At 71.6% G+C, this 24,056-nt stretch carries 22 protein-coding genes; 12 read left to right on the top strand and 10 right to left on the bottom strand.

Annotated elements, in window-relative coordinates; all coding sequences use genetic code 11:
• The first annotated feature begins 34 nt into the window (after window positions 1–34).
• The 4 genes from ACZBH1_RS07240 (at window position 35) to ACZBH1_RS07225 (ending at window position 3,434) form a co-directional block, all read left to right on the top strand.
• A complete protein-coding gene (locus tag ACZBH1_RS07240; RefSeq protein ID WP_463645959.1) occupies window positions 35–1,195 on the top strand; it encodes a type III polyketide synthase in 1,161 nt (386 codons plus the stop codon).
• Window positions 1,196–1,265: 70 nt separating this feature from the next.
• Window positions 1,266–1,970 carry a methyltransferase domain-containing protein gene (locus ACZBH1_RS07235; RefSeq protein WP_336394184.1) on the top strand — a complete coding sequence of 235 codons (705 nt, stop codon included), beginning with the start codon at window positions 1,266–1,268 and terminating at the stop codon, window positions 1,968–1,970.
• Window positions 1,963–3,123: an FAD-dependent oxidoreductase gene (locus ACZBH1_RS07230; protein WP_463645958.1), complete on the top strand. Its 1,161-nt coding sequence runs from the start codon at window positions 1,963–1,965 to the stop codon at window positions 3,121–3,123. The genes ACZBH1_RS07235 and ACZBH1_RS07230 overlap by 8 nt, the downstream gene beginning before the upstream one ends.
• Window positions 3,120–3,434, top strand: a complete 315-nt coding sequence (locus ACZBH1_RS07225; protein WP_463645957.1) for a hypothetical protein — start codon at window positions 3,120–3,122, stop codon at window positions 3,432–3,434. The genes ACZBH1_RS07230 and ACZBH1_RS07225 overlap by 4 nt, the downstream gene beginning before the upstream one ends.
• Before the next feature lie 47 nt (window positions 3,435–3,481).
• Here the strand turns inward: ACZBH1_RS07225 and ACZBH1_RS07220 are convergent, their stop codons facing one another.
• The 4 genes from ACZBH1_RS07220 to ACZBH1_RS07205 all read right to left on the bottom strand — a co-directional run bounded on the left by ACZBH1_RS07220 (window position 3,482) and on the right by ACZBH1_RS07205 (window position 10,414).
• On the bottom strand, window positions 3,482–5,116 hold the full coding sequence (locus tag ACZBH1_RS07220) for a glycoside hydrolase family 10-like protein (protein WP_463645956.1): 1,635 nt from the start codon (window positions 5,114–5,116) through the stop codon (window positions 3,482–3,484).
• Window positions 5,117–5,197: 81 nt separating this feature from the next.
• Window positions 5,198–6,040 carry a UbiA family prenyltransferase gene (locus ACZBH1_RS07215; protein WP_463645955.1) on the bottom strand — a complete coding sequence of 281 codons (843 nt, stop codon included), beginning with the start codon at window positions 6,038–6,040 and terminating at the stop codon, window positions 5,198–5,200.
• Window positions 6,041–6,432: 392 nt separating this feature from the next.
• Window positions 6,433–8,649: an ATP-dependent Clp protease ATP-binding subunit gene (locus tag ACZBH1_RS07210; RefSeq protein ID WP_463645954.1), complete on the bottom strand. Its 2,217-nt coding sequence runs from the start codon at window positions 8,647–8,649 to the stop codon at window positions 6,433–6,435.
• Window positions 8,650–8,746: 97 nt separating this feature from the next.
• Window positions 8,747–10,414 (bottom strand): SulP family inorganic anion transporter, encoded by a 1,668-nt coding sequence (locus ACZBH1_RS07205; protein ID WP_463645953.1) that lies wholly within the window; start codon window positions 10,412–10,414, stop codon window positions 8,747–8,749.
• A 195-nt stretch (window positions 10,415–10,609) separates the two neighbouring features.
• Here ACZBH1_RS07205 and ACZBH1_RS07200 point away from each other — a divergent pair, with 195 nt between their 5' ends.
• Window positions 10,610–11,020: a DUF7144 family membrane protein gene (locus tag ACZBH1_RS07200; RefSeq protein ID WP_463645952.1), complete on the top strand. Its 411-nt coding sequence runs from the start codon at window positions 10,610–10,612 to the stop codon at window positions 11,018–11,020.
• 31 nt (window positions 11,021–11,051) lie between these two features.
• Here ACZBH1_RS07200 and ACZBH1_RS07195 read toward each other — a convergent pair whose 3' ends face one another.
• From ACZBH1_RS07195 to ACZBH1_RS07185, 3 genes are all read right to left on the bottom strand, one after another.
• Window positions 11,052–12,092 carry a GlxA family transcriptional regulator gene (locus tag ACZBH1_RS07195; protein WP_378878931.1) on the bottom strand — a complete coding sequence of 347 codons (1,041 nt, stop codon included), beginning with the start codon at window positions 12,090–12,092 and terminating at the stop codon, window positions 11,052–11,054.
• A gap of 290 nt (window positions 12,093–12,382) precedes the next feature.
• Window positions 12,383–13,663, bottom strand: coding sequence for a glycosyltransferase family 4 protein (locus ACZBH1_RS07190; protein ID WP_463645951.1), 1,281 nt, complete (start codon window positions 13,661–13,663; stop codon window positions 12,383–12,385).
• Between the two features lie 6 nt (window positions 13,664–13,669).
• Complete coding sequence (locus ACZBH1_RS07185; protein WP_452323687.1) at window positions 13,670–14,887, bottom strand: glycosyltransferase; 1,218 nt, start codon at window positions 14,885–14,887, stop codon at window positions 13,670–13,672.
• A 128-nt stretch (window positions 14,888–15,015) separates the two neighbouring features.
• On the opposite strand from ACZBH1_RS07185, the gene ACZBH1_RS07180 reads away from it, so the two are divergent.
• The 3 genes from ACZBH1_RS07180 to cls are packed head-to-tail and all read left to right on the top strand — an operon-like array spanning window position 15,016 to window position 18,063.
• Complete coding sequence (locus ACZBH1_RS07180) at window positions 15,016–15,657, top strand: hypothetical protein (RefSeq protein WP_463645950.1); 642 nt, start codon at window positions 15,016–15,018, stop codon at window positions 15,655–15,657.
• 29 nt (window positions 15,658–15,686) lie between these two features.
• Window positions 15,687–16,532 carry an LLM class F420-dependent oxidoreductase gene (locus ACZBH1_RS07175; RefSeq protein WP_463645949.1) on the top strand — a complete coding sequence of 282 codons (846 nt, stop codon included), beginning with the start codon at window positions 15,687–15,689 and terminating at the stop codon, window positions 16,530–16,532.
• A gap of 55 nt (window positions 16,533–16,587) precedes the next feature.
• Window positions 16,588–18,063: a cardiolipin synthase gene (gene cls, locus ACZBH1_RS07170; RefSeq protein WP_463645948.1), complete on the top strand. Its 1,476-nt coding sequence runs from the start codon at window positions 16,588–16,590 to the stop codon at window positions 18,061–18,063.
• Between the two features lie 27 nt (window positions 18,064–18,090).
• Here cls and ACZBH1_RS07165 read toward each other — a convergent pair whose 3' ends face one another.
• Window positions 18,091–19,218, bottom strand: a complete 1,128-nt coding sequence (locus ACZBH1_RS07165; protein ID WP_378878948.1) for an AI-2E family transporter — start codon at window positions 19,216–19,218, stop codon at window positions 18,091–18,093.
• Window positions 19,219–19,378: 160 nt separating this feature from the next.
• Here ACZBH1_RS07165 and ACZBH1_RS07160 point away from each other — a divergent pair, with 160 nt between their 5' ends.
• Genes ACZBH1_RS07160 through ACZBH1_RS07150 form a run of 3 tightly spaced genes read left to right on the top strand, consistent with a single transcriptional unit; the run spans window position 19,379 to window position 20,574 of the window.
• Window positions 19,379–19,768, top strand: a complete 390-nt coding sequence (locus ACZBH1_RS07160; RefSeq protein ID WP_336394169.1) for an SHOCT domain-containing protein — start codon at window positions 19,379–19,381, stop codon at window positions 19,766–19,768.
• Window positions 19,769–19,792: 24 nt separating this feature from the next.
• Entirely contained in the window at window positions 19,793–20,209 is a 417-nt protein-coding gene (locus tag ACZBH1_RS07155) for a DUF6325 family protein (protein ID WP_463645947.1), read from the top strand.
• A 29-nt stretch (window positions 20,210–20,238) separates the two neighbouring features.
• Entirely contained in the window at window positions 20,239–20,574 is a 336-nt protein-coding gene (locus tag ACZBH1_RS07150; RefSeq protein ID WP_336395032.1) for an SHOCT domain-containing protein, read from the top strand.
• A 69-nt stretch (window positions 20,575–20,643) separates the two neighbouring features.
• On the opposite strand, the gene ACZBH1_RS07145 is transcribed toward ACZBH1_RS07150, so the two are convergent.
• Complete coding sequence (locus ACZBH1_RS07145) at window positions 20,644–21,459, bottom strand: potassium channel family protein (protein ID WP_378878956.1); 816 nt, start codon at window positions 21,457–21,459, stop codon at window positions 20,644–20,646.
• A gap of 111 nt (window positions 21,460–21,570) precedes the next feature.
• Between ACZBH1_RS07145 and ACZBH1_RS07140 the strand changes: the two genes are divergently transcribed.
• Complete coding sequence (locus ACZBH1_RS07140; RefSeq protein WP_463645946.1) at window positions 21,571–22,935, top strand: ion channel protein; 1,365 nt, start codon at window positions 21,571–21,573, stop codon at window positions 22,933–22,935.
• Here the strand turns inward: ACZBH1_RS07140 and ACZBH1_RS07135 are convergent, their stop codons facing one another.
• Window positions 22,936–24,030 carry a DUF998 domain-containing protein gene (locus ACZBH1_RS07135; protein ID WP_463645945.1) on the bottom strand — a complete coding sequence of 365 codons (1,095 nt, stop codon included), beginning with the start codon at window positions 24,028–24,030 and terminating at the stop codon, window positions 22,936–22,938. It abuts the gene before it with no gap.
• Between the last annotated feature and the right edge of the window lie 26 nt (window positions 24,031–24,056).

The raw sequence follows: 24,056 nt of genomic DNA, 5'->3' as shown, positions 1-24,056 counted from the left end.
GCGTTCCGGCGTCCGGGCATGCTTAGGTTGCTCCATGACGGCCCGCATCGTCTCGATCGGCACGGCGGTTCCTCCGACCCGCATCCAGCAGGACGACGTCCGCGCTCTCTTCGCCGCGCAGGACGGCGTGGACCGGCTGACGCGGCGGCGCATCCAGGCCGTGTTCGACGCGTCGGCCATCGAGCGCCGCCACACCGTCGTCGACGAGCTGGCGGCCCTGCCCGGCGTCCTCGACGATTCCGCCGAGCGCACCTTCCTCGGCGCGGACGGACTGCTTCGTTCCCCCACGACGGGCACCCGCAACGACCTCTACACGCGCCTCGCGCCGGGGCTCACGGCCGCGGCCGCGCGTACCGCGCTCGCCGACAGCGGGATCGAGGCATCCGCCGTCACACACGTCGTCACCGTCTCGTGCACCGGGTTCTTCGCCCCCGGCCCCGACTACCGGCTGGTCCGCGACCTCGGGCTGCCCACGACGGTGGAGCGCTGCCACCTCGGGTTCATCGGGTGCGCGGCGGCGCTCCCGGCGCTGCGGGTCGCGACCGCCCTCGCGCACACGCGGCCCGACGCCGTCGTGCTGGTGGTGTGCGTGGAGCTCTGCTCCCTGCACGTGCGCGCGTCGTCGGACCCGCAGCAGATCGTCGCGGCATCCGTCTTCGCCGACGGCGCGGCCGCTGCTGTCGTCACGGCAGACGCGGAGATCGGGCGTCCGGGCGGGCTGGAGCTCGAGCGATTCGGGACGGCGCTGACCGACGAGGGCGAGAGCGACATGGTCTGGACCATCGGCGACAACGGGTTCGAGATGGTGCTCTCGGCGGAGGTGCCCCGCATCATCGGGCGGGAGATCCGCGGCGCGGTGACGCGCTTCGTCGGCGACGGCGAGCCGCCCGCGGCGTGGGCGGTGCACCCCGGCGGTCGCAGCGTGCTCGACCGGGTCGAGGCGGGGCTGGAGCTCGCCCCCGACGCCCTCGCCGCCTCGCGCACCGTGCTGCGCGAGTACGGCAACATGTCGAGCGCCACGATCCTGTTCATCCTGGCGGCGCTGCTGCGCGACGACGCCCTCGCCGACGGGACGCGGGTCGCGGGGCTCGCCTTCGGTCCCGGCCTGACGGTGGAGTCGGCGCTGCTCACGCGACGGCGGCCCGCCGGCCTGGAGGTCGACCGGGGGTCGCTCGCCATGGCGGCCACGGCATGATGGCGGGCGTCGCCGGGGGCTCGGGGGCTGCGGGGAGCGTGGCGTTTGCGGCGAGCGCGGGGGTTCGGGCGTGAGTCTCGCCGTCCGCGACGAGCGGCTCGCCGAGATCATGGACGACCCCGCGTGCGACCCGGAGCGCCTGCGCGCGACGCTGCAGCGCTTCGAGACCGTGAATCGGCTGATCTCGGGATGGGGCACCGTGTACCGCACCATGCTGCGGCCGCACCTCGCCGGGCTGGGGCGGCCCGCCCGCGTGCTCGACATCGGGTCGGGTGGCGGCGATCTCGTCGCGCGGCTCGCGTCCGCCGCGCGGAGCGACGGCCTCGACGTGTCGTGGGTCGGCGTCGATCCTGACGCCCGCGCGCACGAGGTCGCGGAGTCGCGCGAGCCGATTCCCGGGGCGACGTTCCGATGCGCGGATGCCGCGACCCTCGTCGACGAGGGCGATCCGTTCGACGCCGTGCTCTCGAACCACGTTCTGCATCATCTCAACGGTGACCTCGAGCGGTTCGCGGCGGAGTCCCGCGCGCTGTCGAGCGGGATCGTGCTGCACAGCGACATCGCCCGCTCCCGCGTCGCCTACGGGCTGTACGCCGTCGGGATCACGCCGTTCCAGGCGGGCACGTTCCTGCGCACGGACGGGCTGCGCTCCATCCGCCGCAGCTACACCCCCGGCGAGCTCGCGGCGCGCCTCGACGACGCCGACCCCGGCGCATGGACCGTGCGGATCCCGGTGCCCTTCCGACTCGTCGCCGCAGCGCAGGGCGATGGCTGACGTCGTCGTCGTCGGGGCCGGGCCGGTGGGCATACTGCTCGCCGGCGCGCTGCGGCGGCGAGACATCGACGTCGAGGTGCTCGAACGGCGCCCCGCCGCAGGGGACGGAACGCGGGCCATCGGCATCCATGCACCCGTGCTGTCGACCCTCGAGGCCTCGGGCGTGACGGATCGCCTGCTCGCGCACGCGGTCCGGGTGCACCGCGGGGAGGCGCGCTCGAACGGGCGGCTGCTCGGCACGGTGCGGTTCGACCGGCTTGCGACCCGCTTCCCCTTCGTGGCGACCCTTCCCCAGGCCGCGACCGAGGCCGTGCTCGCGGCCGACGCGCCGGAGCCGCTGCGGGGGGCGAACGTCATGGCGGTGCTGCCGCGCGCCGAAGCCGTGGTGGTGCGCGCGGGCATCGGCGGCCGCCCCGCCGAGCTCGAGGCGACGCTCGTCGTGGTCGCGGCGGGCGCGGGCGGACGCGACCTCGTCTACCGGCCGGGCGCCGTGCGGCGGCGCGAGTACCCCGACCGCTATCTGATGACGGATGCCACCACCGGCCACCACGCCGACCCCGACGTCGCGGTGGTGCACCTGGACCGGGACGGCGTGCTGGAGTCGTTCCCCCTCCCGGGTGGCTCGCGACGATTCGTGGCGTGGGACGACCCTCGCGCCGACGACGACCCCGCCGCTCGGGCGCAGCGGCTGCGCGACGCGCTCGCCCGCCGCGGCGAGCACGCCGCGGCGGACGCGGTGCAGACGGCGACGGCCTTCGGTGTGCGCCGGGTCGTGGCGCCCCGGCTGCGCAACGGGCGCATCTTCTCGATCGGCGACGCAGCGCACGAGGTCAGCCCGATCGGGGGCCAGGGCATGAACCTCGGCCTGCTCGACGCCGCGACGCTCGCACCGCTGCTCGCCTCGTGGGTGACGACCGGCTCGGCGCCCGAAGTCGAGCTGGCGCGCTGGGAGGCGCGGCGCCTGCGCTCGGCCCGCCGGGCCGCGGCGCTCGCGTCGATGAACACGGCGCTCGGCCGGCCGCTCCGTGCCGCCGACGCCGCGCGGCGGGCGGGGGTGCGGGCGATGCTCGCGCCGCCGTCGGCGCCGCTCTTCGCCCGCGCGTACGCCATGGGCTTCGACGCGGACGCCGAACGAGGGTGGAGCCGCGGATGAGCGCTGCCCACGCGGCATCCCGTCGCATCGAGCTGACGCTGCACAAGCCCTGGTTCGCGCTCTACGCCGGCGTCAGGCCGACGCTCGTCATCGACGGGCGCGGCCAGCCGACGCAGTGGGGCCTCGGCACGTGGCAGGTCCCCGCCGACCGGACCGTGACGCTCGGCGTCTTCCTCTTCAACCGGCTCTGGCGCTTCGGCCAGGCCGAGTTCACGCTCGAGCCGGACGACCCGCCGGCCGTGGTGTACCGGGCGCCGGTGCTGCCCTTCACCGCCGGCCGGATGCGCACGCCGACGAACAGACCCGCGTAGTCCCGGCGCGGGCCGTCCCCGGGCACCGTCAGCGAGCGCGCACGCCGCTACTCGGTGACGCGCACGCCGCTGGCCGCGCTCTCGTTCCAGACCCGGTCGAGGGCGGTGACCGCGTACGTGTACACCGCGCCGGGCTCGGCGGTCGCATCGACGAAACGCTGCACCACCCCGGGCTGCGCGCGCCGTGTGGCCACGAGGTTGGCGGCATCCTCGGTGTCGATCGCGGCGACCTGGCCGTCAGCACGATAGACGGCGAAGGACGTCGCGCGGGCGCTCGGGGGTGCGGCATCCGACCACTGCACCGTGACTCCGCCCGCGCCGTGCACGGCGTTCGCGAGCACGGGCGTGCGAAGGTCGCCGGCCGGCAGCCACGGCATCGCCGGCACGATCGCCGGACGCGAGTAGTGGTCGGCGCGCACGATCGACATCGACCCCTTCGGGTCGGCGGGCACGTGCTTGGCAGAGAAGTACACGTTGCCGTGCACGGGGGCGCGCGTCGCGTCGATCTCGCGGTCGAACGTCAGATGGTTCGAGAGCTCGGCCGGATCGGTGAAGACGCCCGAGGTCACCTTGTAGAGCGCCTCGCCGATGTAGAGGTGCGTGCCCGATTTCGCCGCCACGTCGGCCCACCACGGCACCAGCTTCGCGTAGTCCGCGACCGCGAGCCCGAACTGCCAGTAGATCTGGGGGTTGATGTAGTCGAGCCAGCCCTCGAGCACCCACTTGCGGGTGTCTGCGAACTGCATGTCGTACGACTGCGAGCCGCCGGTCTCGGAGCCGAGCGGGTCGGTCGTGCGGTTGCGCCAGATGCCGAACGGGCTGATCCCGAACTTCACCCACGGCTTCAGCGCCTTGATGCGCTGAGAGACCGAGTGCACGAAGGTGTTCACGTTGTGGCGCCGCCAGTCGGCGATGTCCGCGAAGCCCGCGCCGTGCGCGGCGTAGGTGGCGGCATCCGGAATCGTCTGCCCGGCCACCGGGTAGGGGTAGAAGTAGTCGTCGAAGTGCACGCCGTCGATGTCGTAGTTCTCGACCGAGTGCAGGATCGCCTGCTGGATGTGCTCCTGCGCCTCGGGCAGGCCCGGGTCGAAGTAGAGCTTGCCGCCGTACGCCCAGATCCAGTCCGGATGCACGCGGGCGGGGTGGTCGGGCACGAGTGCCGAGGGGTCGGCACCCATCGACACCCGGTAGGGGTTGTACCAGGTGTGCAGCTCGAGGTTGCGGCGGTGGGCCTCCTCGACGATGAACGCGAGCGGGTCGTAGCCCGGGTCGCGACCCTGCACGCCGGTGAGGTACTGCGACCACGGCTCGAGCGGGCTCGGCCAGAACGCGTCGGCGGTGGGGCGCACCTGCACGAACACCGCGTTCAGGTGGAACTGCTCGGCGACATCGAGCCAGTGGAGGAACTCGGCCTTCTGATCGGCGGCGCTGAGCCCGGTGCGCGACGGCCAGTCGATGTTGACGACCGACGAGATCCACATCGCCCGCAGCTCGCGCTTGCGCGGTGCGAGAGCGGATGCCTCGGCTCCCGCGGTCGCGGCGAGCGCCGGGGCCGGGCTCAGCGTGCCGATCGTGACGGTGAAGGCGGATGCCGCGGCGCCCGCGACAGCGAGCGTGAGGAAGCCGCGCCGGTCGAGGCCGGGCGAGAGCTGGGGTTCGTGGGGCGTGCGGTCGAGGGGCATCGTCGATCCTCCTGGTCGGTTCGTTCTGGAAGATACTTCCAGAACCTGTCCGATATGTGAAGGGTTGCTTCCGGACGGCCCTCAGGCGGCGAGCGCCTCTCCGGAGGCGACGAGCTGCACCGCGAGCAGCAGGGCGGCGAGCATGACGAGCCGGAACAGCAGCCGGCTCGGCGGACGCGTGGCCGCGAGCCACGCGGTCGCGCCGGCGAGGACGACGACCGCGGTGAAGAACACCCACGACACGGGCGGCACCGCGGCGAGGTCTCCTCCGGCGGCGCCGAGCAGCACTGCGACCGCGCCGCCCACGACGCCGATCGCTGCGACGATGGCCGAGACGCGGGGGCCGAGCCGGTGCGGCAGCCCGCGCACGCCCGTGCGCGCGTCGTCGTCGAGGTCGGGCAGCACGTTGGTGAGGTGCACGGCCGCCCCGAGCGCGGCACCGGCGATCCACGCCCACCCCGGCGCGAACGCCGGGTCGGGCGCCGCCAGTGTCGCCAGCGACGGGAACAGCCCGAAGCTGACGAGGAACGGCACGATCGACCAGGGCGTTGACTTCAGCCCCCCGTTGTACGCCCACGCCGAGCCGAGGGTGAGGGCGTGCGCCGCCAGCATCCGCCATCCGAGCGGTGCCGACAGCACGAGGGCCGCGGCGAGCAGTCCCCCGGCCGCGCCCCACGCCACGCCGAGCCGGACGTCGCCCCGCGCGAGCGGCTTGTCGGCGCGGCCGACCTCCCGGTCACGCGCGGCGTCGAGCGCGTCGTTGGAGATGCCGATCGACAGCTGGCCGGCGAACACCGCGAGCGTCAGCAGCACCAGCCGCCAGGGCTCGAGGCCGGTCGCGATCCCCAGCGCCAGGGCGAGCGCCGTCACGACGAGGGTGGGCCCGGGATGCGACGAGCCCCACAGGGCGCGGACGGAGCGCATCCTCGATGCTCTCACGCCCCGCCCCTCGGCCGCGGCGGGCCCGGCTGGCTACGGCGAGCGCCTCGGGCTGCGGCATCCGTCCCCCTCCACGCAGGCGAAAAACACCGCGAACGCGACGGGACACCACGGGATCGGGCGGTGTCTCGTCGCGTCTGCGGTGTCTCGTCGCGTCTGCGGTGTCTCGTCGCGTCTGCGGTGTTTACCCCGGGAGACGCCGGGCGAGAGGCGTGGCATGGGGACTGGCGCCTCGGGCAGCGGCATCCGTCCCCCTCCACGCAGGCGAAACACCACGAACGCGACGGGACACCACGGGATCGGGCGGTGTCTCGTCGCGTCTGCGGTGTCTACCCCGGGAGACGCCGCACACCGCCCGCGCCGCGAGGCGCCCGGCGTCAGTCGTCCAGCAGCTCGGCCTCGATCACGTCGTCGTCCTCGGCCACCGGCGGGGCGGATGCCACGGGGCCGTCGCTCGTCAGCACGAGCTGCGAGCCGTCGGCCGCCACGTCGACCCGGACGATGTCGCCGTCGCGCACGCCGCCCGACAGCAGCGCCATCGCGAGGCGGTCCTGGATCTCGGACTGGATGAGGCGGCGCAGCGGTCGGGCACCGAACACGGGGTCGTAGCCGCGCTCGGCGAGCCACGCGCGCGCGTCGGGCGTGACGGCGAGGGTCAGGCGGCGGTCCTTCAGCCGCCGCTGCAGGGCGTCGACCGTGAGCTCGACGATCTGGGCCAGGTCGTCCTCGCTGAGCGCCGAGAACATCACGACGTCGTCGAGGCGGTTGAGGAACTCCGGCTTGAACGCCTGCCGCACGATCGCCATGACCGACTCGCGCTTCTGCTCGAACGACAGCGTCGGGTCGATCAGGATCGGCGAGCCGAGGTTCGAGGTGAGGATCAGGATCACGTTCGCGAAGTCGACCGTGCGGCCCTGGCCGTCGGTGAGGCGCCCGTCGTCCATGACCTGCAGCAGCACGTCGAACACTTCGGGGTGGGCCTTCTCGACCTCGTCGAGCAGCACCACCGAGTAGGGGCGCCGCCGCACGGCCTCGGTGAGCTGACCGCCCTGCTCGTAGCCGATGTAGCCGGGAGGGGCGCCGACCAGGCGCGAGACGGTGTGCTTCTCGCCGTACTCCGACATGTCGATGCGCACCATGGCGTGCTCGTCGTCGAAGAGGAAGTCGGCGAGCGCCTTGGCCAGCTCGGTCTTGCCGACGCCGGTGGGACCGAGGAACAGGAACGACCCCGTCGGACGACCCGGGTCGCTGATGCCGGCCCGGCTGCGGCGCACCGCGTCGGCGACGGCCTTCACCGCCGACTTCTGGCCGATGAGGCGCTTGCCGAGCTCGCTCTCGAGGTGCAGCAGCTTCTCGCTCTCGCCCTGCAGCAGACGCCCGACCGGGATGCCGGTCCATGCCGCGATGACGGCGGCGATGTCCTCGTCGGTGACCTGCTCGTTGACCATGCGGTCCTCCGACGACGCGGCCTCGGCCTGCTCGGCCTGCGCGATCTCGACCTGGAGGCGCTTGATCGTCTCGTACTCGAGCTTGGAGGCGCGCGTGTAGTCCGCCTCGCGCAGCGCGCGGTCGCGGTCGATGATCGCCTGGTCGAGCTGCTTCTTCAGCTCGCCGACCCGGTTCAGGCTCGCGCGCTCGCGCTCCCACCGCTTCTCGAGCTCGGAGAGCTCCGCCTCGGCGGTGCCCATCTGCTCGCGCAGCTTCGCCAGCCGCTCCTTCGACGCGGGGTCCTTCTCCTTCTTGAGCGCCAGCTCCTCGAGCCGCATGCGGTCGAGCTGACGGCGCAGCTGGTCGATCTCGAGCGGGCTCGAGTCGATCTCCATCTTCAGGCGGCTCATCGCCTCGTCGATCAGGTCGATGGCCTTGTCGGGAAGCTGACGGGAGGGGATGTAGCGATTGGAGAGGGATGCCGCGGCCACGAGCGCGCCGTCGCTGATGGTCACCCCGTGGTGGGCCTCGTACCGACCCTTGAGCCCGCGCAGGATCGCCACGGTGTCCTCAACCGATGGCTCGCCGACGTACACCTGCTGGAAGCGACGCTCGAGGGCGGCATCCTTCTCGATGAACTCGCGATACTCGTTGAGGGTGGTGGCGCCGATGAGGCGCAGCTCGCCGCGCGCGAGCATGGGCTTGAGCATGTTGGATGCCGCGACCGACCCCTCGCCGCCGCCCGCGCCCATCAGCACGTGCAGCTCGTCGATGAACGTGATGATGCGTCCGTCGGACTCGGTGATCTCCTTGAGGACGGCCTTCAGCCGCTCCTCGAACTGGCCGCGGTACATCGCGCCCGCGACGAGCGCGGAGATGTCGAGCGTCACGAGCTCCTTGTTCTTGAGGGACTCCGCGACGTCGCCCGCCACGATCCGCTGGGCGAGGCCCTCGACGACGGCGGTCTTGCCGACGCCGGGCTCGCCGATGAGGACGGGGTTGTTCTTCGTGCGGCGGGTCAGCACCTGGCTGACGCGCCGGATCTCGCTGTCGCGCCCGATGACGGGGTCGAGCTTGCCCTGGCGGGCGCGGTCGGTGAGGTTGATCCCGAACTGCTTGAGGGCGCTCTGCGCGTCCTCCTGCCCGGGCTGCTGCGTGGCGTTCATCTGTCTCCTGAGATCTTGGGACCCGACTTCGCAAAGTTGAGTCGTTGTGACTCAAGTTTACCAGCGCATGCCGCTGAGCGCCAGCACCGCTCGGCGCTCAGCGTTCCCGCAGCTCGTCGCGCGCGTCGTCGTACGCCGCGCGGAGGGTCTCGCCGACCCACTCGGAGCCGCGGTACACGTTGCGCTCGCCGATGATCGCGGTGAGACCGCCGGCGTCCAGCTGCGAGATGACCCGATCCGCGGTCGCGACGATCTTGAGCGTCGAGCCGGCATCGCGCAGCTGCGCGGCGAACCGCCGCAGCACCTCGACATGCGACAGCCCGATCTCGTCCGTTCCCCGCAGCCGCACGACGACCACCGAGCCGCTGGACTCCCGACTGACGTCCGGCAGCTGACGCTCGAACACCGGCGCGCTGGCGAAGAAGAGGCTGCCGTACGGCTGGAGCACGAGCACCTCCCCCGCCGGGACGACCGGGGGCGGGTCGCTCTCGCGCATGCGCCCGTCGGGAGACAGGTGCACCGCGCGCACCCGCACGCTGTTCGACTGCTCGGCGACGTAGAGGATCACGCCGAGCCCGACCCCCACCAGCACCGCGAACTGCAGCGGGATGATCAGGGTGAGGCCGAAGGTGACGGCCATGACAGTGGTGGGCAGCGCGCCCGATTTCATCACCGAGTACACGCGGCTCGGCTTGATGGCCCGCCAGCCGACCACGATCAGCAGGCCGGCGAGGGCGGGCATGGCCACGAACGCGACGACATCGGCCGCGAGGAAGACGACGAGCGCCATGACGATGCCCGCGATGAAGAGCGCCATCCGCGACTTCGCACCGGCCTGCACGATGAGCGACGAGCCCGACATCGACCCGCCCACGGGCATGCCCTGGAACAGCCCCGACACCACGTTGCCCAGCCCCTGACCGAGGAAGTCGCGGTTGGCGTCGGCGCGCTTCCCGCTGGGAGTGGGGATTCCCGCCGAGACCGCCGCGCCCTGCACGAGCCCGATGAAGGTCAGCGAGAGCGCGGGGATGAGCAGCGACGGCACGTCGGCGATGCTGGGCAGCACCGGCGCCGGCAGGCCCCGCGGCACGTCGACGATGTCGCGCAGCAGCACGACCTCGCCGCGCACCCAGAGGTTCAGCAGCACCGCGCAGACCGATCCGACGACGACGGCGATGACGAGCCCCAGGCTGCCCACCCGCGTCGGCAGCAGCACCACGATCACGAGCACCGAGATCGCGCCGACGACGAGCGAGGGGATGTTCCACTGCCCGATGTGCACCAGCACGTCGAGGGTCTTGAGCAGACGGTTGGCGCCCTCCGCCTGGTAGCCGGTGAAGTTCGACAGCTGGCCGAGGACGATGTTGACGCCGATGGCCGTGACGAAGCCCGTCATCACCGCGGTCGGCACGAAGCTGATCAGGCGCCCGCCGCGGAGGAGCCCCGCGATCGCCATGATGATGCCGGTGAGGATCGCGAGGGTGAAGAGGCCACGGCCGGGGTCGGGCAGCCGGTCGAGCTCGGCGTCCGAGACCACGAGCGCCATGGCGCTGGTGGCCTGGACCGCCATGAAGGCGCTGCTGGTCAGCGCGGCCGCACCCACCATCCCGAACAGGTAGCCGTAGAGCCCGGCCAGCGGGTTCACGCCGGCGAGCAGGCCCGCCGCGAGCCCGTCGGGCACCGCCTCGACGCCGAGGATCACCCCGGCGACGGCATCCTTGCGGAGAGTCGCGCGCGAGAACCACGTGCGCGGGTCGAGCGGCATTCGCCCACGGTAGCGAAGGCCACCGCCCTGCGGTCGGGCCGACCCCCGGCCGGGGCACCGCGGGACGAATTTCACGCGACCTGTGTGACGAGGTCTCTTCCCAGGGTTCTCCCAGGCTCGCTAGCGTGTCGATCGACGCAGGCCTCCGGCCCGCGCCGCAGTCCGGCACCCTCGCCGCCACGAAAGGACGCTCACATGACCGACAACGACACCACCGTCACGGGATGGGTGGGCTGGGGCGTCTTCGCCGCCGTGGTCCTCATCATCGCCGGCACCATCGACGCCTTCCACGGCCTCCAGGCCCTGATCGGCCCCGACACCGCGTTCTTCGTCGGCGAGTCGGCGCTGTTCTCCCTCGACATCCAGTCGTGGGGCTGGTGGCACCTCATCATCGGCCTGCTGCTGATCCTGACCGGCATCGCGCTGCTCACCGGCGCGACGTGGGCGCGGGTCGTGGCCATCGTCCTCGTCTCGCTCAACGCGATCGGTCAGCTGACCCTCATCGCCGCGCAGCCGTGGCTGTCGCTCGCGGTCCTCGCGCTCGACGTCCTCGTGATCTACGCGCTCACGGTCCACGGTCGCGAGCTGAAGGGCTACGCCCGCTAAGCCGAGCCCGGCACGCCTGACGCCCTGCGCGTCAGGCCACCGGCTCGAGAACGGATGCCTCGGCCACCGCTTCGGCGGCGGCCGGGGCATCCGTCATCGCGGCGTCGCCGCATTCCTCGTCGAGGTTGCAGGCGAAGCGTGCGCGGTACGCCGTCGGCGTGATGCCGAGCACGCGCGCGAAGTTCTGCCGCAGCACGGCGGCCGAGCCGAAGCCGGACTCGTACGCGATGCGGTCGAGCCCGAGGTCGGTCTTCTCGAGGAGGCGCTGCGCGTGGATGATGCGCTGACGCGCGAGCCACGCGGCCGGCGTCGCGCCGTGGTCGGCCTTGAAGCGGCGGGCGAACGTCCGCGGCGACATGTGCGCCTTGGCGGCGAGCTGGTCGACGGTGAGCTCGAGACGCAGGTTGTCGAGCATCCAATCGGTCACCGGCGCGAGCGAAAGCGACGTCGTGGCGGGCAGCGGGTTGGCGATGAACTGCGCCTGGCCGCCGTCGCGCTGCGGCGGCACGACCATGCGACGGGCGATGATGTTCGTCAGCTCGGCGCCGAGCTCCTGGCGCAGCAGGTGCAGGCACGCGTCGAGGCCGGCGGCTGTGCCGGCGCTGGTGATGATGCGGCCGTCCTGCACGTAGAGGACGTCGGGGTCGACGTCGATGGACGGGTACATCTCCTTCATCTTCTGGGCGTACATCCAGTGGGTGGTCGCGCGTCGCCCGTCGAGCACCCCTGAGGCGGCGAGCACGAACGACCCGCTGCAGACGCTGAGCACCCACGCGCCGCGGGCGACCGCCGCGCGGATCACGTCGAGCACGCGCTCGTCGATGCGGCCCCAGTACTGATGCGGAACCGGCGACACGACGACGAGGTCGGCCTCGTAGGCGAAGGACAGGTCCTCATGGACGTTGATCGAGAAGCCCATCTTGGACTCCACGACCCCGGGATCGGGAGTCACGACGCGGAAGTCGAAGCTGGGGATGCCGTCCTCGGAGCGGTCGAGGCCGAAGGCCTCGCACGCGACGCCGAACTCGAACGGGGCGAACCCGTCCGTCACGATGCAGGCGACCGTCTTCATCTCGATCCCTCGTCTCATCTCGTCCGCCGCGCCAGATCTGGCGTGGCAGTTTTCGTTCGTTGTATGTCCATCCTGCCACTCGTGGCAGTTACAGCGCAAGCGTAGCGTTTCTGCCATGTTCATGGTGATTCTCATCTCAGCCCTGTCCGTGGCGGCCATCGGGTCGACGATCGCCGCCCTCCGCACCGACGGCTACCGTCGGATTCCCACCGACCGCACCCGCCTTCCCTGACACCGCCGCGCGGATCCCGCTCCCCGTCTCTGAGGGGCGGGCACCGCGCGCGGACCGTTCAGGCGGTGACGCGCTCGTAGACGGCGATCATCGCCGCGGTCCGCGACGACTGGCGGAAGCGCTCACGCATCGACGCGTCGGGGATGCGCGCGGTTCCGGCGGCGATGTCGGATGCCGCCTGCCGCAGCGCGGCCGCGAGCGCGGCCGTCGACGGGTCCGCCGTGACGCCGTCCCCCGCCGTCCAGTGGCCCGACTCGAGCTCGGCGGCCAGATCGGGGTCGCTCACGACGGCGGGCGTGCCGAGCGAGGCCGCCTCGAAGATCGTCATCCCCTGCGTCTCGAAGCCGATGGAAGTCTGCACGACCGCGTCGGCGGCGGCGATCCGCCGCAGTGTCTGCGGGTACGGCATCCGTCCCGCGAACGTCACGGACGCGCGAGGCCGCAGCTTCTCGACGAGCCGCCGCGCCGCGCGGAGCTGGCCGCCGCCGCCGATGATCTCGATGTCGGCGTCGATGCCCGACGCGGCCACCGCCTTGAGGAAAGGCAGCAGGCGCTTCTCGGGGCTCATCCGGCCCAGCCAGACCAGCCGCGGCCGGCCGGGGGCGCGCTCCGTCTCGCCGGCGAGGACCTCGTCGAGGACGTCGTCGTCGATGCCGTTCCAGATCACGTCGACCATGGGCGGAGTCGGCGCCGCCTCCAGGTGAGGCAGGACGCCGCGGCGCCCGGCGGGAACCGCCCCGTGCGCCTCGAGCCGCCGGGCGAAGTGCGACGAGGGTGCGGTGACGGCATCCGACCGGAGCGCGAACCGGCGCAGGTACGACCAGCCGTCCCGGCCGACCGGCTTCGCCTCGCCGGCGACGCCGAGGGCGCGGCGCTGCCAGGCGTTGAGCACACGCAGCACCGTCTTCGGGAAGGGCGCGGTCGCCTCGATGCCGACGTCGACGCGGTTGTGCATGGTGTGCACCACCGGCAGCCCGTGGCGCTGCGCATACCGGTGCCCGATGAGGGCGCCCCAGAAGTCGGCCTGCACATGGACGACGTCCACCGGCGGGCGCCCGGTCGCCTCGACGAGGCGGCGGAGGGCGGCATCCAGCCATCGATCGGTGCGCCGGCCCGGCCACGACATCGAGTACTCGCGATCGACCGTGATCGGGATCGACGGCAGGTCCACGTACGAGGGATCGGATGCCTCCGCCCGAGCCCGCGGCCCGTGCATCGCCGGCGCGACCAGCGTGACGGTGTGGCCGGCCCTCTCGAGGAAGCGGCGCTGCAGCCGCATCGACACCTGTGCCCCGCCGAGCGACTCGACGTGCTGGTCGCCGAACATCAGGACGTGCACGGTGCGCTACTCCGGCAGCGGCTCGTCGCGGTACAGCGCCTCGAACGTGTCGAGCGTGCGGCGCATGTCATGCACCTTGACCCCCTCCAGCGAGGCCTGCTGCATGCGCAGGCGCTCCTCGGGCGACTGGGTGAGCACGGTCGTGAGCTTGGCCGCGAGGTCGTCCACGTCGCCGGGGCGGAAGAGGTAGCCGTTCTCGCCGTCGTGGACGAGGTGCGGGAGCGCGACGGCGTCGGCCGCGACGACCGGCAGTCCCGACGCCATCGCCTCCATCGTGGCGATGGACTGCAGCTCGGCGATCGAGGCGATCGCGAACACGCTCGCGTTCGACAGCAGCGACCGCAGCTCCTCGTCGCTGGTGTGCCCGTGGAAGTGCACGCGCTCCGTCAGGCCGAGCTCCTCGGTGAGCTGCTCGAGGTTGCGGCGCTGATCGCCGCTGCCGACGATGTCGAAGCGCACGTCGAGGGCGGGGTCCAGGGCGGCGATCGCGCGCAGGATGACGTCGATCTGCTTCTCGGTGGTGAGGCGTCCGACGAAGACGATCCGGTGCGCGTCGCGGGGCGTGAAGTCGGCGGTGTAGTTCGACGCGTCGATGCCGCAGCTGATCGGGATGACGCCCTTGATGTCGATGGTCGACTCGAGGAAGTCCGCCGCCTTGCGCGTCGGCGTGGTGACCGCGCGCGTCAGGTCGAACGTGCGCTTCGCGTCAGCCCACGCAAGCTTGACGAAGCGCTTGTTCAGCACGTCGGGCAGCGTCGTGAAGTCGAGGATGTTCTCGGCCATCACGTGGTTGGTCGCCACGATCGGGATGCCGCGCTTGGTCGCCTCGCGCGACAGGCCGCGGCCGATGACGATGTGGGACTGGATGTGGACGACATCGGGCTTCACCTGGTCGAGCACGCGCCGGGCGTAGTGCTTCGACCGGAACGGCATGACGAAGGTGAGCCAGTCGTGCGGGTACCAGCGCCACGACGGCAGCCGGTGCATCGTCATCGGCTGGCCCTCGATCACCTCAGTGAAGGTGCCGTGCTCGCGGTGCGTCTTGCTGGGGGCCATCACGTGCACCTCGTGCCCGCGGGACACCAGGCCGGCGGCGAGGCGCTCGGCGAACCGCGCCGCGCCGTTCACGTGCGGCAGGAAGGTGTCGGCGCCGATGAGGATCTTCAGCGCGCGCGGGGGCGCGGCATCGGCGGACGTGTCGTCGGGCGTCGCAGGATCGGTCACGGGATTGGGCCTGTCTGTGCGGCGGGGGGCGCGGTGGCGGGGGTGGGACACACGCGGGCTCCACTGTACCCGAGGGGTCTCCCGGACCTCCCCAGGAACGCGCCAGACGGCCCACGTACGCTGGGGGCATGCCCCGACTGCAGGCCGACGCCGACCCCAGCCTCTGGGTTCCCGTGACCGAATCCCTCGGCTTCCGCGGCCGCCGCCATCGCAAGGCGGCCATCCGGATGCTGCTCGGCCAGGCGCAGACCGCGCTCGGCGGCGCCGCGGGGACCGCCCTCCCCGGTCCCGCGGGCGACGCGCGCACCGGCGCGCGGCCGGGGAGCGGCATGGCGGCGTGGGCGATGAGCCAGGCCGCGCCGTTCCTCATGCGCAGGGCCGCCGGCAGGGTGCTCGTCTGGGTGTGGAAGGCCGACGCCGAGCTGGTCGTCGTGATGGCCCAGATCCAGCAGGCGACCAACGACCTGCGGGCCGCGCGCGCGATGATGCCGATGGAGTACGACGACACCGAATCGTTCCGCAACCCGTACCTCGGCGTCGGGGAGAAGCTCGAGATGTCGCTGCCGTCCGATCCGCGCACGCCCCCGTTCGCCACCTACACGTGGGACACCGGCACGCACTTCGTCACCGTCAACGCCGTGTGCTCCGACCGGGCGCGGTTCGGTACCGTGATCGGCAGCGTCGACGACCTCGCCCGCACCGTCCGCGTCGTCGACGACCTCGCGGTGGGCGAGTCGCCCGACGTGCTGCGCATCGAGCCCAGGAACTGACCCGACGAGGCCGAACCCGAGGAGCGCACGTGACCCCCGAGCCGAGGCATCCCGCATCCCATCGACCGCTGCGCATCGGCGTGCAGCTGGCGCCCCAGCACGGCTCCTACGCGGCCTACCGCGACGCGGTGCTGCGCGCGGAGGAGATGGGCGTGGACGCCATCTTCAACTGGGACCACTTCTTCCCGCTCACCGCGCCGATGGACGCGGAGCACTTCGAGGCCTGGACGGTGCTCGCCGCGATGGCGGAGCAGACCGAGCGGGTCGAGTTCGGCCCACTGGTGAACTGCAGCTCGTACCGCAATCCCGACCTGCAGGCCGACATGGCCCGCACCGTGGATCACATCAGCGCGAGGGCGACCGGGACCGGCCGGCTGATCTTCGGCACCGGCTCGGGGTGGGCCCAGCACGACTACGACGAGTACGGCTACGAGTACGGCACGGTCGGGTCGCGCCTGGATGCCCTCGCCGAGGACCTGCCCCGCATCCGCGCCCGGTGGGACCGGCTGAATCCGGCGCCGACCCGCCGCATCCCGGTGCTCATCGGCGGGCAGGGAGAGCGCAAGACACTGCGCCTGGTCGCGCAGCACGCCGATATCTGGCACACCTTCACGAAGCTCGACGACCTGCCGCGCAAGATCGCCGTGCTCCACGAGTGGTGCGCGCGGGAAGAGCGCGACCCCGCCGATATCGAGCTGTCGACCGGCTACACGATCCGCGGATTCGGGCCGCTGCTGGAGACGGATGCCCCGGCCCGCCTGTACGAGCTCGGGTTCCGGCTCATCATCCCGGCCATCGACGGACCCGAGTACGACCTGTCGCCGCTCGTCCCCCTCCTGGAGTGGCGGAACCTCGTCAACGGCTTCCGTCCCTGAGAATCACGCGTGGTGCACGACGCGCGCCGGGGCGGGCGGGTGCCACACTGAGCCCGTGGACTCGACTTTCCTCGCCAACCTGTCGTGGTCGCTCGCCGCGCTCGTGCACGCCGCGATCGTCATCACCGCCCTCATCGTCATCCCGCGCGGGCGCAAGCCGACGGCCGCGATGGCGTGGATCCTGCTCATCGTGGTGCTCCCCGGGCTGGGGGTGGTGCTGTACCTCGTCATCGGCAACTTCCGGCTCCCGCAGCGCCGGCGCGCGGAGCAGGCGCGCATCGACGGCCTCATCCGCAGCCGCGTGACCTCGAACGGCCTCCAGGCCTCCGACGCCCGCTGGCCGCGGTGGTTCCAGCGCGTGGTCGAGCAGAACGAGAACCTCACGGCGCTGCCGGCGTCGTCGGGCAACGAGGCGACGCTGTACGGGGACTACCAGGCGTCGATCGACGCCATGGCGGCCGAGATCGACACCGCCCGCAGCTTCGTGCACGTCGAGTTCTTCATAGTCGCGTGGGACGACACCACCCGCGGCTTCTTCTCCGCGATGGAGCGGGCGGTCGCGCGCGGGGTGACGGTGCGCCTTCTCGCCGACTACGTGGCCACGCGGCGGCTCGCCAACGCGAAGGCGACGTTCGCCGAGCTGGACCGCATCGGCGTGACGTGGTCGTGGATGCTCCCCGTCGAGCCGTTCAAGGGGAAGTACCAGCGACCCGACCTGCGCAACCACCGCAAGATCGTCGTCGTCGACGGGCGGGTCGGATTCATGGGGTCGCAGAACCTCATCGACCGCAGCTACGACTCCCCGAAGAACATCAAGCGCGGCCTCAAGTGGCAGGAGCTGATGACCCGGCTCTCCGGGCCGGTGGTGGCCGCGGTCAACGCGGTGTTCCTCTCGGACTGGCTCATCGAGACCGGCGAGGATCTGTCGGCCACGGCGCACGTGCCGGCCGGCCGGCTGGAGGCATCCGATGCGGCCGATGCGCTGGTGTGCCAGGTGGTGCCGAGCGGTCCCGGCTACGACACCGAGAACAACCTGCGCCTGTTCCTCTCGCTCATCTACGGCGCCACCGAGAAGGTCATCCTCACGAGTCCCTATTTCGTCCCCGACGAGGCCATGGTCTACGCCATCACGACCGCGTGCCAGCGCGGCCTCGAGGTGCAGCTGTTCGTCTCCGAGATCGGCGACCAGTTCATGGTGTGGCACGCGCAGCGGTCGTACTACACCGCCCTGCTCGAGGCGGGCGTGCGCATCTTCCTCTACCCCGCGCCGTTCATCCTGCACTCGAAGCACTTCTCGATCGACGACGACATCGCCGTGATCGGGTCGAGCAACATGGACATCCGGTCGTTCAGCCTCAACAGCGAGGTGTCGCTCATGGTGCGCGGCGCGTCGTTCGTCACCGCGATGCGCGAGGTGGAGCAGGCGTACCGCGACGCGGGCCGCGAGCTCACCCTGGAGGAATGGCGTCGCGAGCCCGCCCGGGCCACGTTCCTCGACGGCCTGATGCGCCTCACGTCCGCGCTGAACTGACCGCGGGCCGTCCGGTCTTCGCGCGCGTCAGACCTTGAGGTCCTGGCGGGGCACGACGACCTCGCGGATGATGAGCAGGATCGAGGCCATCACGGGCAGCGCGACCAGCACGCCGACGATCCCCGCGAGCGCGCCGCCGGCCAGGGCGCCGATCAGCACGAGGGCGGCGGGGATCTCGATCGCCTTGTTCATGACCCGCGGGCTGATGACGTACGACTCGAGCTGGATGTAGACGAGGTACGCGACGAAGAAGATCAGCGCCTGCGTGGGGCTCGTGAACAGCGCGATGACCGACGCGAAGATCCAGAAGATGACCGAGCCGAACAGCGGGATGAGGGTGACGACGAACGCGATCACCGCCATGAGCGCGGGGAACGGCAGCTGGATGACCAGGTGCAGCACGAAGACGGCGGCAGCGTTGAGCGACGACAGTATGACCGAGCCGATGAGAGCGCTTCCGACCGAGCCGGTGATGCGCTCGGTGAGGTCCTCCAGCCGCGGGCGATTGCGCGCCGGCGCCAGCGAGTAGAGGGCGCGCTTGGCCGCCGTCAGCGACGCGAGGAAGTAGAGCGTGAGGGCGATGACGATGAAGCTCGCCGAGATCGCGGCGACGAAGCCGACCCCGACCGCCAGCACTCCGCCACCCAGCATCGCGAGGGTCGACGGTGCGGAGATCCAGGATGCCACCTGCTCGAGCGCGCCCAGCACCGCGACCTGGGCGTCCGGGGCCAGCCGCGCGAACCACTCGGACTCGGGGATGTTCTCGACGAGCTCGGGGATCGCCTGCACGAGCTGCACGACCTGGGCGATGACGGGCGGCAGCACGAACACGAAGACCGCGACCATCACGAGGGCGAACCCGCAGAAGACGATCGCGATGCCGATGCTGCGCTTGACGCGGTGACGTTCCAGCATGCGCACCAGCGGGTCCAGCCCGACCGCCAGGAACATCGCGAGGATGATGTAGACGAGGATCGTCGAGATCGAGCCGATCGCCGACCCCAGTACGAGCGCCGCGAGCACGCCGATCGTCACGAGGAAGCCGGTCGCCAGCGGGTGGTCGAGCGCCGCGCTGATGCGGGCCAAGCCTCGCGGCCGCTCATCGACCGGCGCACCGGCGACACCCGAGTCGGCGAGGACTGGTTCATCGGTCATGGGGACATGATGCCCCCAAGACGCCCGCAAATCGTCTAAATCGCGTCATGTGATCCGCGTGGAATCGGAGGTAGTCTCACCGCCAAGGGCCCCCGCCGCCGAGGCGGGCGCTCATCTCACAGCGACGGGCGCTGCCCGTCCCGACGATTGGACCCCTGGCATGGGTGGCAGTATCTGGGACCTGATTCTCTGGTTCTTCTGGATCTTCGTGTTCGTGGCCTACCTGATGGTCGTGTTCTCGATCATCGCCGACATCTTCCGCGACGACTCGCTGAACGGCTGGCTGAAGGCCGTCTGGATCATCTTCCTGATCTTCCTGCCCTTCCTCACCGCGCTGATCTACCTGATCGCACGTGGGAACGGCATGCAGAAGCGGTCGATCGAGCAGGCCCAGGCCATGCGCTCCGCGCAGGACGCCTACATCCGTCAGACGGCGGGGACGACGACCAGCGCGGCCGACGACATCGCCAAGGCCAAGACCCTGCTGGATTCCGGCGCGATCACGCAGGCCGAGTTCGACGCCCTCAAGGCGAAGGCGCTGGCGGCCTAGCCGCCACGGATCAGGAGGACTGACATGACGACATTCGACTACGGGCCCATCGAGTTCTATGCGATCGCGTTCGACGGCGATCGGCCGGGCCCTGCCGTGCTGCAGGCGATCGACGACCTCGTGGACTCCGGCACGGTCAACCTGCTCGACCTCGTGTTCGCGCGGCGTTCACCCGAGGGCGAGATCGAGGTGCTGGAGCTCTCCGACACGGTCGATGACGGCGCCCCCGCTCTCGACCTCGCGGGCCTCGCCGGCCAGGACGACATCCTCTACCTCGCCGAGAGCCTCGAGCCCGGCAAGTCGGCGGCGATCCTCGTCGTCGAGCTGCTGTGGGCGAAGTCCTTCGCGGCCGCGCTGTACGACGCCGGCGGCGCCGTCATCGCCCGCGAGGGCATCCCCGCACCCGTCGTCAACGCGTTCCTCTCCGAGCACGCGGACTGAAGGAGGAGAAAGACATGCCACTGGGAAGAATGGGCCGCCCCGGCCTCATCGGAATGGCCGCCCGCACCGCGGTCGTGGCCGGCACTGCGACCGCCGTTTCGGGGCGCGTCCAGCATCGCCAGCAGGAGAAGTACTACGAGCAGTCGCAGCAGGAGGCCTATGAGGCCGCCCAGCAGCAGGCGGCCATGGACCAGGCCGCAGCCCAGGCCGTCGCCAACGCCCAGGCCGCTCAGGCTCCTGCGCCGGCGGCGCCGGCCGCGGGCGACGACATGATGGCCAAGCTCGGCCAGCTCGCCCAGCTTCACGCGCAGGGGATCCTATCTGACGAGGAGTTCACCGCCGCGAAGGCCAAGTTGCTCGGCTGACCGCCGCACGCCGGAGGGCCGCTTCCCTGGGGGCGGCCCTCTCGCCGTTCCAGCGCGGCGCGCAGGCGCTCAGCCGCCCGGCCGGTCGTCCCCGCCGTCGCCGATCCCGTCCGGATGATGGTGTCCGCCGCCCCCACCGCCGGTCGGAGGATTCCCAGACGGTCGTCCGCCGGGTCCGGCATCACCGCCCGGAGGTCGCGCGGACAGCTCCTCGATCCGCGCCATGAGCGCACGCACCTGGGCGCGGGTCGCGGGCTCCTGGTCGTCGCGATCGCGGGCGGCCCGCTCGAGCACCCACGACGCCAGCGTCGCGGTGATGACGCCGGCCAGCGCCACTCCGCCCAGCATCAGGCCCACGCCCACCCATCGCCCGGCATCCGTCACCGGCACGTAGTCGCCGAAACCCGTCGTCGTCACCGTGACGCACGACCACCAGAGGGCGATCGCGAACGACGTGATGTCGGCATCCGGCGCATGGCGCTCGGCCTCGAGCACCGCCAGCGACGCGATGTAGACGAGGATGGCCGAGGCACCGGCGCCGTAGACGAGGATGCGGGTGCGCAGCACCCCGCCGGCCGTGGTTCTCAGGCCCGGCATCAGCGTGATCACCCGCAGCAGACGCACCAGGCGCAGCACGGGGATGAGGGCGAACGTCAGCGCGGCGAGGTGGGTGCGGAACCAGGTGCGACGGTCCTCCGCCAGCATGAGCCGGACGAGATAGTCGACGATGAACATCGCCCACGTGACGAACACGACCGTCGTCGCGATCGTGCGGGCCGTCCCGTCGAGGTCGGCGATCACCCGCCACGAGTACGCCACCAGGTAGGCGAGCCCGGCGATGACGAGCACCGTCTCGGTGCGTGCATGCCAGGTTCGCTCGTCCACAGCCGAATCATGGCGCATGGGGCCGCGCGACGGCCCGCAGGCGCGCCCGCGCGCCGGGATCGCACCGCGCATCGCTCGCGATGCGCGCGTCCCGGCCGCTAGGGTGTGGCCATGTCGGGCCCCACCGCGCCCTCGCCGGAGCCGGCCGCAGCACCGGCGCCGCGGCTCACCGTCCGCCGCCTCGTGCTGCTGTCCATCCCCGCGATCCTCATCGGCGTGCTGTCGGCGCTCACGCTCCGGGTGCTCGAGGAGATCGCCGACGGGCTCGAGGATGTGCTGTGGACGAGCATCCCGGGCTCCCTCGGCATCGACCCGGACTCGGGGTGGTGGATCTTCGCCGTCCTCACCGCCACGGGCGTCGCGGTGGGGATGGTGGTGTGGCTCGTGCCCGGGCATGCGGGGCCCGACTCAGCCACCACCGAGCTGGCCGCGACACCGATTCCGCTGTCCGCCCTCCCCGGGCTCGCGGTGGTGCTCATCCTGAGCCTCGCCGGAGGGGTGAGCCTCGGGCCCGAGAACCCGATCATCGCGGTGAACGTCTCGCTGGCGGTGGCCCTCGTCGCCCGCATCGCGCGCGCGGTGCCGGCGCCGCTCGTGGGGGCGCTGGCGATCTCGGCGACGATCGGCGCCCTGTTCGGCACGCCGGTGGCCGCCGCCCTCGTGTTCACCGGCATGGTGGGCGGGTTCGCGATGGGCGGGTCGCTGTGGGACAAGCTGTTCCTGCCGCTCGTCGCCGCAGGAGCGGGTTCGGTCACCACCTTCCTGCTCGGCGGCGGCTTCGGCGCGGCGGCGCCGTTCGCGCCCTACGGCACACCGCAGCCGCTCGATCTGCTCCGCGGCGCGCTCATCGCGTGCGCGGCCGCGGCGTTCGCGCTGGTCGGCGTCTACCTCTTCCCCCTCGTGCACCGCGCCTTCCACGCCCTGCGGCATCCGCTCCTCTTCACCGTCGCCGGGGGCATCGTACTGGGCGCCCTCGGCGCGATCGGCGGACCCCTCACCCTGTTCAAGGGGCTGGATCAGAGCGCCGAGCTTCTCGCCGACCCGGGCGACCACCCACCGGCACAGCTCGTGCTGATCCTGCTCGTGAAGCTGGCGGCGCTCGTCGTCGCGGCATCCGCCGGCTTCCGCGGCGGGCGGATCTTCCCCGCGGTGTTCCTCGGAGTGGCGGCGGGACTTCTCGGCAGCGCCCTCGTGCCGGGCATGTCCCCCTCGCTCGCAGTGGCCTGCGGTGTGCTGGGCGTGGTGATCGCCATCGCCCGCGACGGCTGGGTCGCGCTGTTCGTGGCGGTGGCGATGGTGGACGACATCACAGTGCTGCCGATGCTCTGCCTCATCGTGCTGCCGGCGTGGCTGGCGGTCACGTGGGCGCGACCGATGCTGATCACGCCCGAGGACCTCGCCCGCGAGCGGTCGCCCGCCGCCCTGCCGTGGGAACGCCGGTCGGCCGGGCACGGCACGTCGGCCACTCGGGACTGATCAGCCGGCTGCGGGCGCGCGCGTGTCCTGCTCGAGGGCCGCGGCGTTGCGGATGAACAGCACGATCCACGTGAAGACCAGGATGCCGGCGACCAGCTCCACCGCCGTGAGCGTGTAGTAGCCGGCGAAGAAGAACCCCGCCAGCACGAGCGTGACCCCGAGGAACAGCCAGCCGAGCACCACGAACGCGCGCGGGATGCCGGTGATCCATCGGGGCAGCCCGATGACGAGCACGCCGTACGCGACGACCATGCCGGAGGCGACACCGGTGTGCAGGGCGAAGAAGTCGTCGACGGGGAACAACCCGACCAGTCCGAGGAACACTCCGACCACGATGAGGCTGACCCGAACCCGCCCGACGCCCTTCGGGTTGTCGGTGGGGATGCCGCGTGTGGAGTACCGCGCGAGCGTCGTCACCAGGAAGCCGGCGACGATGATCGTGATGTTGAAGGCGAAGGCCGACACGTTCGACGACATGCCGAGGGCGCTGAGGTTGTCCTTCCACCAGTCCGGGTTGCTGGCGGTGAGCATGCTGGCGAGGACTCCGAACACCAGGAACACGGCGAGGACGGCGGCGAGCAGCTGCAGGTCCATGTGGCTCGCCGAGTAGAAGGCGACGTACCCGCTCGCCGCCGCCGCCGCGCCGCTGAGGAGGATCGCCGCCACGGGGAACACCTGCGCGCCGATGAACGCCTGCTCCAGGATGACCGCCAGCAGCGTCCAGCCCAGGAGCGCGATGACGCCGTGCGCGAAGGCGAGGGCCGCGACGTCGAGGTAGTCCAGCACGCCGTACCGGCTGCGGCCGCCGCGCACGTGGACCGCGAACCGGCCGGCGATCACCGCGGCGAGCGCCGTGACGCCCGAGGCGATCGCGGCGAACTGTCCAGCAGACCCGGGCCCGGCGATCGGCGCGGGCTGGAGCCCGAACGCCGCGAGGGCGGCCAGCCCGACGACGACGAACGCGAGCGCGCCGACGCCGAGGGCGAGGGATTCCAGCGAGCGCTCGCTGGAGGCGTCGAGCAACCGCGTCGCGGTGAGGCTGCGCCGCGTCGCGGGCTCGTCGGGGACCTTCGAGTCGAGTGAGGTCTGGGTCATGACTGCCTCCGGGTGCGAGGTGGGCG

The organism is Microbacterium sp. ZXT2-5 (assembly GCF_055329545.1).
Note: the sequence above shows the minus strand (reverse complement) of the source record. Positions and strands in the feature narration are given on the sequence as shown.